The organism is Candidatus Enterococcus ikei (genome assembly GCF_017316105.1).
Lineage (GTDB): Bacteria > Bacillota > Bacilli > Lactobacillales > Enterococcaceae > Enterococcus_L > Enterococcus_L ikei.
In genome coordinates this window covers 67392-79059 of sequence record NZ_JAFLWD010000032.1, presented here as the reverse complement: position 1 = coordinate 79059, position 11668 = coordinate 67392, and the positions used below count along the sequence as shown (strand labels likewise).

The window sequence follows — 11668 nt, the reverse complement described above, 5'->3', positions numbered from 1 at the left end:
TATGAAACAATTATTTGAAAAAGTATTTGGGAGTGAACATCTAACCCGTATAGAAGCGCAACAAATAGCAGAAAAAATCTTTGAAGGTGAATTGACCGATAGCCAGATTGCAGCTTTTTTAACAGCATTGAAGTGTAAAGGCGAAACGGCTGAAGAAATGACAGGAATTGCTGAAACGATCCAACGCAAGGCAGTAATGATTGATTGTCAAAAAGAAGATGTTATGGACAATTGTGGAACAGGTGGTGACCAGTCCGGTAGTTTTAACATTAGCACTACAGCTGCATTTGTTTTAGCGGCAGGCGGCGTAACGGTTGCTAAGCATGGCAATCGAAGTATTTCCAGTAAGTCAGGCAGTGCAGATATTTTTGAATGCTTGGGTGTAGATTTGAGTTTATCACCAGAAAAATTAAGTACTGTGCTTAATGAAGTTGGTTTAGCCTTTCTTTTTGCACCTCAGATGCATCCAAATATGAAATATGTTATGAAGGTTCGGAAAGAATTAGGGACGCCAACGATTTTAAATTTGATTGGACCATTAACCAATCCTGTATTGTTGGATTCCCAACTAATGGGAACTTATCGGCGAGATTTGCTGAAAGAAACGGCGAAAACATTAGGCGAATTAGGACGAAAGCGAGCGGTAGTAGTCAATGGTTCAGGTGGTTTGGACGAAGCAACTTTGGCTGGAACGACATATTTTGCTTTGTTAGAAAAAAAACGGATTACTATGCACACGATCGAACCAGAAGAAGTTGGCTTTGCCCGTTTACCTCTAGAAGCTATTCGAGGTGGCAATGCTGAACAAAATACAGAGATATTGTTGTCGATTTTGAAAAATCAAGCAAGTCCCTTTTTAGATACAGTTTTATTAAATGCAGGGCTAGGATTTTTCAGTAATGGGAAAGTTGCAACAGTTCAAGATGGAATTGTATTAGCGAAAGATTGTGTGGCGAGCGGTGCAGCTTTTGATAAATTACAACAGCTGATCCAAGTACAAAAGGAGGTTGCTTAAATGGATTTCTTAGAAAAAATTATCAATGAAAAAAAACAAGAAGTGAACCTAATGCCACTAGAAACAGTTCAGCCACTAAGAGAAACATACTCATTTTATCAGCAAGTCAAAGATCATCCTGAAAAAATGCATATCATCGGAGAAGTAAAACGAGCGTCTCCGTCTAAAGGTGCAATCAATTTATCCGTCAATGTGATCGAACAAGCGAAAGCGTATGAACAAGCAGGCGTTACAGCAATTTCTGTATTGACAGATGAAGTTTTCTTTAAAGGTTCTATCGAAGATTTAAGGCAAGTAACATCAGAAGTGAACATTCCTGTGCTATGTAAAGATTTTATCATTGATGAAAAACAATTGATTCGAGCAAGAAATGCTGGAGCAACGATTATTTTACTGATCGTATCGGCTTTGTCTAAACAAAAATTGGAAGAACTATATAAAAAAGCAACGGCATTGGGTCTGGAAGTTTTAGTAGAAGTTCATGATAAAGAGGAACTGCGGGTTGCTGAAGCGTTATCGGCACAATTGATTGGTGTAAATAATCGGAATTTAAAAACCTTTGATGTTTCAATCGGAGTGAGTCAAATATTGGGTGAAAAACAAAAAACAGATGCTATCTACATCAGTGAATCCGGTTTTTCAACGAGTGAACAAGTCGTTCTTGTGAAAGAAAACTATCAAGCAGTTTTAGTCGGAGAAGGATTAATGCGAGAAAGTGATCCGAAAGCCAAAGTCAAAGCATTGCAGGTCTTGCGATGAAAGTGAAAATTTGCGGATTGAAAACCAAAGAGCAGGTAGACGTAGCAGTAGCACATGGTGCAGATTATCTTGGTTTTGTCTTTGCAGAAAGTAAACGTCAGATCATCCCTGAAAAAGCCAAAGAAATCACGAAAAATGTACCAAAAGAAGTAAAAAAAGTGGGTGTCTTTGTTTCACCAATTCAGTCAGAAGTAGAGGCAATCATCCAACAAGTTGGACTAGATATGGTGCAGATCCATGGCAATTTGACAACAGAAAATTACACTGTTCCGCTAATTCGAGCAATTCCAGTTAACGGAGTGGAACAAGAAAAATATATTAAAGAAACAACAGCAGAATTTCTACTCTTCGATGCACCACCCAAACAATTTGTCGGAGGCAATGGTGAAGTCTTCGATTGGCAGCAATTAGATACAAGCTCTATCAAAAATAAAAAAATCATTATTGCTGGTGGTCTAACCCCAGAAAATGTCCAACAAGCCAAACAAATATTCAACCCATATGCTGTTGATGTATCCAGCGGAGTTGAAACAAATGGAGTAAAAGATCCAAAAAAGATTGTTGCTTTTCTAAAGAAAGCGACCTAGTTATGGGCTAGGTTTTTGAGAAAAAGATAAAACCTGAATGTGGCAAAAAGCGCCACCCTCATGTTTTCCTATTTTTCGTCGATGTTAAGCGGCTCATTCAGCTTTAATATTATCTAGCTTCACGGGCTAGGTTCTCGAGAAAAAGATAAAAATGGAGAGTGACAAAAAGCGTCACAGTCAATTTTTCCTATTTTCTTGTCGAACCTAAACGAGCCCATTCAGCTTTAATGTTATCTAGCTTCACGGGCTAGGTTCTCGAGAAAAAGATAAAAATGGAAAGTGACAAAAAGCGTCACAGTCAATTTTTCCTATTTTCTTGTCGAACCTAAACGAGCCCGTTCAGCTTTAATTACAAGGAGGAAAATTATGTATAATCAACCAAACCAAGGATTTTACGGAGATTTTGGTGGACAATTCGTCCCGGAAACATTGATGTATGCCGTTAAAGAATTAGAGGAAGTTTATGAAGCATCAAAAATGGATGAAGCATTTCAAAAGGAGTTGAATTATTACTTAAAGCAATATGTTGGACGGGAAAATCCGTTGTATTTTGCAGAACGTTTAACAGATTTTGCTGGTGGTGCTAAAATTTATCTGAAAAGAGAAGATTTAAATCACACTAGTGCCCACAAAATCAATAATACAATTGGACAAATTTTGTTAGCGAAAAAAATGGGCAAGAAAAAAGTTGTCGCAGAAACAGGAGCAGGACAACATGGTGTAGCTACAGCTACAGTGGCGGCTTTATTCGGAATGGAATGCACGATATTTATGGGGGCAGTCGATGTGGCTCGTCAATCGTTGAATGTTTTTCGAATGGAATTGTTAGGAGCAAAAGTTGAAAGTGTGACTTCTGGAAGTAAAACATTAAAAGATGCAGTCAATGAAGCGCTGCGCTTTTGGGTAGCCAATGTTGAAGATACTCATTACGTAATGGGATCAGTTTTAGGGCCGCACCCATTTCCTGAAATCGTGCGAGATTATCAAAGTATTATTGGAATTGAGGCTAGACGTCAATTTTTAGAAGTAGAAAATAAATTGCCTGATGCAATCGTTGCTTGTGTGGGCGGAGGCAGTAATGCAATGGGGATTTTTTATCCATTTATCAATGATGATGTCGCTTTGATCGGCGTTGAGGCAGCAGGATTAGGATTGGATACGGAGTCACATGCTGCATCGATCAATAAAGGGAAAACGGGTGTCCTTCATGGTGCAATGATGAAGTTGCTTCAAGATGATGACGGACAAATTTTAGAAGCTTTTTCTATTTCGGCTGGTTTAGATTACCCTGGTCTGGGTCCTGAACATTGTCATTTAAATGAGACACAGCGAGCTAGTTATGAATCAGTGACTGATCAAGAAGCACTCGCTGCCTTCAAGATTTTATGTCAAACAGAAGGGATCATTCCAGCATTGGAAAGTGCACACGCGGTGAGCCATGCTATAAAGATAGCGAAAGCGTTTGGACCAGATAAGCAAATTATCGTTTGTCTTTCAGGTCGGGGGGATAAAGATGTCCAGCAAATTAAAGAGTTATTTGAAGAGGAGGCAAATCAATGAAATCATTAACAAGACAGTTGAAGGCAAAACAGCAAGCGAATGAAACGATTTTTGTCCCCTATATCATGGCAGGGGCGCAAGGGCTAGACCAACTAGAAAATGAAATTCAACTATTAACGGATGCAGGCGCAAGTGCAATCGAATTAGGCATTCCATTTTCAGATCCAGTTGCAGACGGTCCTGTGATCCAAGCTGCAGGATTAAGAGCATTGAAAAATAAAGTAACCTTACGAAACATAATCCAACAGCTGAAACGAATCAAAACGCCAACGCCGTTAGTGATCATGACATACTTCAATCCGATTTTTAATTATGGTATAGAAGCATTCGTGCAAGATTTAGCTGAAACAAATGTTTTAGGTTTGATTATTCCGGATTTACCTTATGAACATCAAGAACTCGTTGCTTCATTATTGATAGATAGTGAGCTATCGTTGATTCCCTTAGTGGCATTAACTACACCGAAAGAACGAATCCCAGAATTGATCAAAGCAGGTGATGGATTTATTTATGCCGTAGCTGTGAATGGTGTAACCGGAGTAGATCGGAATTATCAAGAAACATTAGATGACCATTTAGCTTGTATTCAACAAGTTAGTGATAAACCAGTTTTAGCAGGATTTGGTGTATCTACTAAAGAGCATATCGATCGTTTTAGAAAAAGTTGTGCTGGAGTAATTGTAGGTAGTAAGATCGTTCAACTGCTTAGTGAAGGGAAGCAAATCGAAGTCAAAGCCTTTATTGAAGAAGCAGTACGAAATTAGTTTTTCATTTTTCCTCTTGCCACTGGGCCGTTATTTCTGTAAAGTAGTATGAAAAGTAGGTGACGTTATGGAACTTATCATTAATCGGAATTTGGTTTTTGCGGAGAATCAACACTTAGAAACGGAGCGTTTAAAACTACGCCCTGTAACGTTAAATGATGTAGAAGATATGTACGAGTATGCATCTGACGAAACAACATGCAGGTATGTATTTCCAATCCATCAAACTGTTAAAGATACCAAAGAAAATATTGCCAACTATTTCCTATTTGCGCCTCTTGGAAAATACGGAATCGAGTTGAAAGCCACAGGGAAGTTGATTGGAACGGTTGATTTACGTGTAGAAAACCAACACAATATAGCAGAAATCGGTTATGCGTTAAATAAGGATTTTTGGGGAGTTGGTTATGTACCTGAAGCGGCTACTGAACTACTTCGACTAGGATTTGAAGAGCTGCAGTTGATGCGGATTTTTGCAATACATGATATTGATAACCCACAATCAGGACGTGTAATGGAAAAAATCGGCATGAAAATAGAAGGAAAAGTTCCAAATGCACGAATGTGGAAAGGAAAAGTCGTGACAGATATCATGCGTGGTATTACTTTAGAAGAATGGCAGCAACTGCGCGACGAAATAATAGAATAGCTCAGAGGAGAAATGATAACATGTTAATGTTTACTGAAAAAGATTTTGATGTTTTTACAATAGAAGGTTTAGACCCAAGAATGGCAGCTATTCGTTCAACGATCCAGCCAAAATTTCAAGAGTTAGATGATTATTTTGCTGAAAGATTAGGTGAAACACTAGAAAAAGATTTTTTTGTTCATATTGCTCAACATCGCCGTAGAACAGTTTATCCTCCAGAAAATACTTGGTCAGCATTAAGCCAGAAAAAACGCGGTTATAAAATGGAAGCACATTTTCAACTAGGTATTTGGCCAGATTATCTTTTTATGTGGCTATCACTAATCGACAATCCTAAAAATGAAAAGGAAATCGCACAAGCCTTTTTAGAAAATCCATCATTATTTCAGCAATTAGATGATGATTTTTATTTATCGATCGATCATACACAACCCGAAATTGAACGATTGAATGAAGCGGATTTGGAAAAACATCTTACTCGTTTTCGTGATGTAAAAAAAGGTGAATTCCAAATTGGCCGAATCATTAAAAAGACAGATGATTTGTTGAACGACCCAGAAAAAGCGCGTGAGTACATGTTGAAAACATATGAAGAGTTATTACCGTTGTATCAGTTGGCGATTGAGCTGCAAGAGGCAGAGTAAGTTAAGCTAGTTGGATTAATAAGAGTGAGGCAATGGTCATATAAAAATGACGATTGCCTCACTCTATTCTATTTTAGAAACTAGAATTCACTTGTAAAACTATGTTATTTTTAATACTGTAGTTTTTGCTGGTGGACTATAGATTTCTAATTATTTTGCTTCAATCACTTTAAAAGGCGTATTTCTGTTGGCTATATTGGACATGTCTGGACCACCATCGGCAGCTACATGAACATCTCCATACATCCAAGAAGAACTGTCAATAAAATACTGACTAAATACTTTTGTATGATCCCAATTATATGTTATTCCGATGCCTAAGGAGTGTGTATTTGAATCACTATACAGTTCATGTTGGACCCATGTTTTATTGTTCAAATAAATACCCTTATTAGAAAGTGAGCCATTACTGGGCGTCCAGTAATGCCAACCAGGCCAATTAGCATTAAGCATTTTAATTCCTACTAAATCGCCTAGCCTAATCACGCCGTCTCTCATATCCTTAGCTTCAAAGACGATTTTTGTACCATTTACATATTTATCTTTATGAAAAAAGACATAATCATAACTTGCATAGGGCCAAAAGCTTACACCACCATAGTTTTCATTAGCATCTTTTAAATAGTAGGGGGTATTATATTTTACCTGTTCCCCAGTTATTGTCATTGGATGACTGTCAGCAGCTAATGAAATACTTGGCATACATAGCAGGGCGATAGAACTTACTACAAAGCTTATTAAATACTTTTTCATTTGCATTTTCTCCTTACCTCTTTTGTTTTATTGCTTATTTATCAGGGAATCGCAACTAATAAACTATTATTTAGTTGGGGTGCTGACAATTAATTTGCTTTGATTAGGACGAAAGGGGTTGACCTTTCTTGTATATTGTTTTTTCCGTTTTGGTTTACCTTTATCTTCATCCAAGGTGTGCTCCCGGTATTTATATAATACTCAGACCAATATATTCCAACTTTAGCGTTTGAATCCCACATTAGCCCAATCCCTGTTGTTCGTGAGTAAGAATCACTATATAATTTATGCTCGTAAGAAGCTTTATTAGATAGATAAACGTTAGCATCTCCCGTACACTTCCAGTAATTCCAACCAGGCCAATTAGCATTTGCTGATTTAACTGTTACAAGATCATCAATGTTAATATCGCCGTCTCTCATATCTTGTGCCTCAAAAATAATGGGTGTTCCTAATGATGTTTTATCGTTAGTGAAAAGTACATAATCATAGCTTGCATGTACTTGGAAAGTAGCACCGCCATAATTTTCGTTACGATCTTTTAAATAATAAGGCGTATTAAACTTTACACGTTCCCCAGTAATTGTGAGTGGTGGAGAATCTGCGGCTAAAGAAACCGAAGGAAAGATGAGTCCTATAAGCCCTGTAAGTCCGACTAGGATTCCCAGTATATATTTTTTCATTAATTATTCACTCCATTTCCAAATGATATAGTCGAAAAGCACGTTAAAAATATTTCTGTGTGAATAAACTGTCTTAAAATTCCAATGCTCTCTTATGAGTTTGAAACTTTTGCAAATTCTGCTTTTTCAGATTTAATGAATACCGGATCACCATCTGTTACATCATATGTTTCTACCTCCATATGACTTCCGTACTGAGCTGTGAAATCTGCAAGCCCTAGTCTAGCATTTGCTGCATCGCCTAGTTCAGGTTTGTATTGCCAATATTTTAAGAAGTATTGGGAAGGGAGATCGTTTATATTTTTTTGATAATCAGATATGGTCTTCCCTACGGATTGAGCGTATAGTTTATCCCCTTGTAATTCTTTTGCATAGAATACCTCTCCAGTTACAGTGCTGGCTAAATTCAACTGACCGGTGGCTTTTCCTACAAAAAGTTTAGCTTGAATGAGGTACTTTCTTTTAGGCGGTACTGAGACTTTTTGTGACTTCATTGTATAAACATCTGCTGATTTTTCTATTTGAGAACGGCTTGTAGAAAAATCATATTTAGCAGAAAGTTTGATACCTCCCTCCGCAACGATAGGAATTCCTATTTTACCAGAAGCTTCGAAGCCGAAACCTGCTGTATGAGTTGTTGTCGTAGTGACAGAAGTTTCAAAAGTTTTTTGAAATTCCTGTGACTGATAATCTTGTTTCTCATCACTATTGTTAGTAAAAGTCGCTTCTCCAGCATGTAAAGACTCTAGTTCGCTACGGTTCAAAATGTTGGCGCTTACTTTGGGGGTGGAAACATCTATACCAGGTAATTTGTAATCAAACAATGGGATTGCCCCCGAAGGCAACGTACCATTTTTGCCATAAAATAAACCTAATTGCCAACCAAATTTTCCAAGATGTTCTTTTAATGTCTGGTTGAATTCAGGTGAACTATGAACAGTATCATCACTTAATTGCTCTGCATGAGCAATTGATAAACTAGAAGTACACATTGAGCTAAATACGAAAAAAGTAGCCGCAAACAAAATACGTTTCAGTTTCATGCTTTTTCCTCCTCTAAAAGTTGAAATAATGTTTGACCTAAAAATAGAGCCTTAATATAATTGATGATATTTTTCTTGTTAACACCTCCTGATAAGATATATATTTAAAAAGCTCTGTCTAGAATAAGCTAATTTATCTTTTTGATATTTTGTTTTTAAGAGGTTGGGGAAGAAGTGATTGCTTCTGCTCCCACCGTTTATCCAGATTCCATGTGAGTTCAATATGGCTCTGTCCACTCACAGTCGTTATATTTATGTCAGGTAAAGTATTATCGAAGTATGAAAGTAGAAATTGTTAGCGCTATTTCCAAGTCATTTTACACTGGTTTGATAGTGGCTGCTATACTATTTGTGGAATACATGTATGAGAAAATATTGCATTTTTTAATATGGTTATAATCAAACGGGGATAAAACGCTTTATTTCCGGGCGAAAAACGAGCATGAGGCAAAAAGTAAAATCTACTTTTTGCCTCATGCTCTAAATACGAATAAGCAGAAGTAGTACCATGATCTTATTTATCAGAGGTATACACTTCTGTCCCGGCTTCGTTCTGGATTTAATCATTTAAGCTTGAAGGTATTTTTAGTACAATAGTCAATTTTTATAGACTAAAAATAAACTATTGTACACCGATCTTATTCAGTGGATAATATCGAAAATAAACCACTCCCACAATATCCTCTTCATCTACAAAACCAAAATAACGGCTGTCATCTGCTTTTCGACGATTGTCCCCTAACACAAAATATTTCCCCTCAGGCACAACAGTGGCAGGACCTGCCGCACTATTTTCTAAAGTAAAATCAGAAGTCAAAGGCATTCCATCTGTCAAAGCCGTTTTAAATTCATCTAGATAAGGTTCGTCATATTTTTTGTCATTGATATACAATTGATCATTTTCCATCCTAATCGTATCCCCAGGCAATCCAACAACACGCTTTACGATTCTTTTTCCATTTCGTGGGCTAGGAAAAGTCGCTATGTCAAAGCGTTTTGGACTGACTAAAGAAGTTTGCCACAAACGATCCGATTCATGATAAGTTGGCTCCATCGAACTGCCAACAACTTCTATGGGTGTCAAAACAAACTTCCTCAAGAAAACTACAAATAGCAAAATCATTGCAAACTGTATTACCGTATAAAGCGTACCATGTTTCTTTTTCATAAATAAACTCCTTCTTACTTATTATTTCTTACTAGTATACCAGAATAAATCGAGCAAATAAGAAGAAAATTAGACAATTTTGTGGATCATTTAACATTTAAGAGAATTTCTAAAGCAGATATTTTGTTGCCAATTCTAAATTTTGCTATACTTTTTACAGAACTTATCGATCGATAAGGAGGAGGGGAAACGATGTTTTTAGCTTGGAATGAAATCACCCGTTCAAAATTACGTTATGCGTTAATCATAAGTGTGATGTTTTTAATTTCATATTTGGTCTTTTTTTTAACAGGATTGGCGTATGGTTTGGCGGAAGATAATCGAACAGCTGTGGATAAATGGCAAGCAGACGGTATTGTATTGTCGGATGAATCGAACACGAATATCAATATGTCGATGATCCCAATCAAATCAATGGACGAAGTCGAGGCAAAAGAAAAAGCTTCGTTAGGACAGACTGCAGCAGTGATTCAATTAGATAAAAAGAATGCAGAAAAAATCAATGCGAGTTTTTTTGGTATTAACAAAGATGAGTTCTTAATGCCGAATATTATTGAAGGAAAATCATTTACAAATGAAAATGAGACAGTTGTAGATAACAGTTTAAAAAAAGAAAATGATCTCAAAATTGGAGATACAATAAAATTAGCGGGTAGTGATAAAAAGCTTAAAGTCGTAGGCTTTACAGATGATGCTAAATTTAATGTTGCGCCTGTTTTATATGTATCGACAGCGGCATTTCAAGAAATTCGCTTTGAAAAATCAGACACCTCAGAAAATGCTCGAGTAAATGCTATTGTCTTCCGGGCAAAAGAGGGATCATTAAAAAATGTTCACTTAAAAGAGGATGATTTGACTAGTTACAGTATCAAAAAATTCATTAACGAATTGCCGGGATACAATGCTCAAGTACTGACATTCGGTTTTATGATTGGATTTTTGATTGTGATTGCGGCAATCGTTATCGGTATTTTTATCTATGTTTTGACTATGCAAAAGGCAACTATTTTCGGCATTATGAAAGCACAAGGAATCTCTGGTTTTTATATCGCTATCTCTGTGATTATTCAAACCTTTGTTTTAGCGATTTTTGGCATAGCTTTAGGTTTGCTTGGCACAGTAGGTACGTCATTGGTATTGCCGACGGCCGTTCCGTTTCAAACAAATTGGTTGTTTTTCATAGGGATTGGCGGAATCATGTTAGTTATTGCAGTGTTGGGCGCATTATTCTCAGTTCGAACAATTATTAAAATCGATCCGTTGAAAGCAATTGGCTAGAAAGGAGCTATTTACAATGAAAGCAATTGAATTTTTAGCTGTGGATAAACAGTTTTTAGATGGAGATACGACGATTGAAGCATTGAAATCCACGGACTTTTCTGTGGAAAAGGGGCAGTTTGTTGCAGTGATCGGCCCAAGTGGCTCGGGAAAAAGTACATTTCTAACACTTGCTGGAGGCTTGCAAACCCCAACCAATGGAGAAGTTAAAATAAATAATGAAGCATTTAGCAAAGAAAATGAAAAAAAGCGTTCTAAGATTCGTTTCTCCGAAATTGGTTTTATTTTACAAGCATCAAATCTAGTGCCATTTCTAACGGTGGAAAATCAATTACGGTTGGTGGATAAAGTAAAAAAAGAAAAGACCGATATGAAGAAAATCGAGAAGCTATTAACAGAGCTAGGAATTGAGAAACTAAAGAAGAAATATCCGGACGAAATTTCTGGTGGAGAACGCCAACGAGTTGCGATTGCTCGAGCGTTGTATAACGATCCTTCAATCATCTTAGCCGATGAACCGACGGCAAGTTTAGATTCGGATCGAGCGTTTGAAGTTGTAAAGATATTAGCGAGAGAAACGAAAGAAAAAAACAAAGCGACGATTATGGTGACTCATGATCAACGCTTGATTGAACATTGCGATGAAGTATTTGTGATGAGAGATGGAGTGTTGGAAAAACAAAGAACATAAAAAGAGACCTTGTACAGCGTAGCTGTACAAGGTCTTTTCCAAAAGATCCATAATGCAGTAAAAGCAAGAGAATC

The 11668-nt window shown here is 37.0% G+C and carries 13 protein-coding genes; 9 read left to right on the top strand and 4 right to left on the bottom strand.

Annotated elements, in window-relative coordinates; translation table 11 throughout:
* Position 1 precedes the first annotated feature (1 nt).
* From trpD to JZO69_RS12335, 7 genes are all read left to right on the top strand, one after another.
* Positions 2-1015, top strand: coding sequence for an anthranilate phosphoribosyltransferase (trpD, locus tag JZO69_RS12365; RefSeq protein WP_207113174.1), 1014 nt, complete (start codon positions 2-4; stop codon positions 1013-1015).
* A complete protein-coding gene (trpC, locus tag JZO69_RS12360; RefSeq protein WP_207113173.1) occupies positions 1016-1774 on the top strand; it encodes an indole-3-glycerol phosphate synthase TrpC in 759 nt (252 codons plus the stop codon). It begins immediately after the preceding gene.
* Positions 1771-2361 (top strand): phosphoribosylanthranilate isomerase, encoded by a 591-nt coding sequence (locus JZO69_RS12355; protein WP_207113172.1) that lies wholly within the window; start codon positions 1771-1773, stop codon positions 2359-2361. The genes trpC and JZO69_RS12355 overlap by 4 nt, the downstream gene beginning before the upstream one ends.
* A gap of 366 nt (positions 2362-2727) precedes the next feature.
* Positions 2728-3921: a tryptophan synthase subunit beta gene (trpB, locus tag JZO69_RS12350; protein WP_242586805.1), complete on the top strand. Its 1194-nt coding sequence runs from the start codon at positions 2728-2730 to the stop codon at positions 3919-3921.
* Positions 3918-4685, top strand: a complete 768-nt coding sequence (gene trpA, locus JZO69_RS12345; RefSeq protein ID WP_207113171.1) for a tryptophan synthase subunit alpha — start codon at positions 3918-3920, stop codon at positions 4683-4685. The genes trpB and trpA overlap by 4 nt, the downstream gene beginning before the upstream one ends.
* A 67-nt stretch (positions 4686-4752) precedes the next feature.
* Complete coding sequence (locus JZO69_RS12340) at positions 4753-5334, top strand: GNAT family N-acetyltransferase (RefSeq protein ID WP_207113170.1); 582 nt, start codon at positions 4753-4755, stop codon at positions 5332-5334.
* Positions 5335-5354: 20 nt separating this feature from the next.
* Entirely contained in the window at positions 5355-5978 is a 624-nt protein-coding gene (locus JZO69_RS12335) for a DUF1054 domain-containing protein (RefSeq protein ID WP_207113169.1), read from the top strand.
* Between the two features lie 150 nt (positions 5979-6128).
* On the opposite strand, the gene JZO69_RS12330 is transcribed toward JZO69_RS12335, so the two are convergent.
* From JZO69_RS12330 to lepB, 4 genes are all read right to left on the bottom strand, one after another.
* Positions 6129-6731: a hypothetical protein gene (locus JZO69_RS12330; protein WP_207113168.1), complete on the bottom strand. Its 603-nt coding sequence runs from the start codon at positions 6729-6731 to the stop codon at positions 6129-6131.
* An 89-nt stretch (positions 6732-6820) separates the two neighbouring features.
* Complete coding sequence (locus JZO69_RS12325; RefSeq protein WP_207113167.1) at positions 6821-7414, bottom strand: hypothetical protein; 594 nt, start codon at positions 7412-7414, stop codon at positions 6821-6823.
* A 92-nt stretch (positions 7415-7506) separates the two neighbouring features.
* Positions 7507-8457, bottom strand: coding sequence for an ETX/MTX2 family pore-forming toxin (locus tag JZO69_RS12320; RefSeq protein WP_207113166.1), 951 nt, complete (start codon positions 8455-8457; stop codon positions 7507-7509).
* Between the two features lie 622 nt (positions 8458-9079).
* A complete protein-coding gene (gene lepB / locus JZO69_RS12315; RefSeq protein ID WP_207113165.1) occupies positions 9080-9625 on the bottom strand; it encodes a signal peptidase I in 546 nt (181 codons plus the stop codon).
* A 192-nt stretch (positions 9626-9817) separates the two neighbouring features.
* Here lepB and JZO69_RS12310 point away from each other — a divergent pair, with 192 nt between their 5' ends.
* Both JZO69_RS12310 and JZO69_RS12305 read left to right on the top strand, forming a co-directional pair.
* Entirely contained in the window at positions 9818-10903 is a 1086-nt protein-coding gene (locus JZO69_RS12310) for an ABC transporter permease (RefSeq protein ID WP_207113164.1), read from the top strand.
* A gap of 16 nt (positions 10904-10919) precedes the next feature.
* Complete coding sequence (locus JZO69_RS12305; RefSeq protein WP_207113163.1) at positions 10920-11594, top strand: ABC transporter ATP-binding protein; 675 nt, start codon at positions 10920-10922, stop codon at positions 11592-11594.
* The last annotated feature ends 74 nt before the right edge of the window (positions 11595-11668 follow it).

What these genes read in the sequence shown, in the direction of transcription:
- trpD (WP_207113174.1), top strand. Translation starts at nt 2, where the DNA reads ATGAAACAATTATTTGAAAAAGTATTTGGGAGTGAACATCTAACCCGT.
- trpC (WP_207113173.1), top strand. Translation starts at nt 1,016, where the DNA reads ATGGATTTCTTAGAAAAAATTATCAATGAAAAAAAACAAGAAGTGAAC.
- JZO69_RS12355 (WP_207113172.1), top strand. Translation starts at nt 1,771, where the DNA reads ATGAAAGTGAAAATTTGCGGATTGAAAACCAAAGAGCAGGTAGACGTA.
- trpB (WP_242586805.1), top strand. Translation starts at nt 2,728, where the DNA reads ATGTATAATCAACCAAACCAAGGATTTTACGGAGATTTTGGTGGACAA.
- trpA (WP_207113171.1), top strand. Translation starts at nt 3,918, where the DNA reads ATGAAATCATTAACAAGACAGTTGAAGGCAAAACAGCAAGCGAATGAA.
- JZO69_RS12340 (WP_207113170.1), top strand. Translation starts at nt 4,753, where the DNA reads ATGGAACTTATCATTAATCGGAATTTGGTTTTTGCGGAGAATCAACAC.
- JZO69_RS12335 (WP_207113169.1), top strand. Translation starts at nt 5,355, where the DNA reads ATGTTAATGTTTACTGAAAAAGATTTTGATGTTTTTACAATAGAAGGT.
- JZO69_RS12330 (WP_207113168.1), bottom strand. Translation starts at nt 6,731, where the DNA reads ATGAAAAAGTATTTAATAAGCTTTGTAGTAAGTTCTATCGCCCTGCTA.
- JZO69_RS12325 (WP_207113167.1), bottom strand. Translation starts at nt 7,414, where the DNA reads ATGAAAAAATATATACTGGGAATCCTAGTCGGACTTACAGGGCTTATA.
- JZO69_RS12320 (WP_207113166.1), bottom strand. Translation starts at nt 8,457, where the DNA reads ATGAAACTGAAACGTATTTTGTTTGCGGCTACTTTTTTCGTATTTAGC.
- lepB (WP_207113165.1), bottom strand. Translation starts at nt 9,625, where the DNA reads ATGAAAAAGAAACATGGTACGCTTTATACGGTAATACAGTTTGCAATG.
- JZO69_RS12310 (WP_207113164.1), top strand. Translation starts at nt 9,818, where the DNA reads ATGTTTTTAGCTTGGAATGAAATCACCCGTTCAAAATTACGTTATGCG.
- JZO69_RS12305 (WP_207113163.1), top strand. Translation starts at nt 10,920, where the DNA reads ATGAAAGCAATTGAATTTTTAGCTGTGGATAAACAGTTTTTAGATGGA.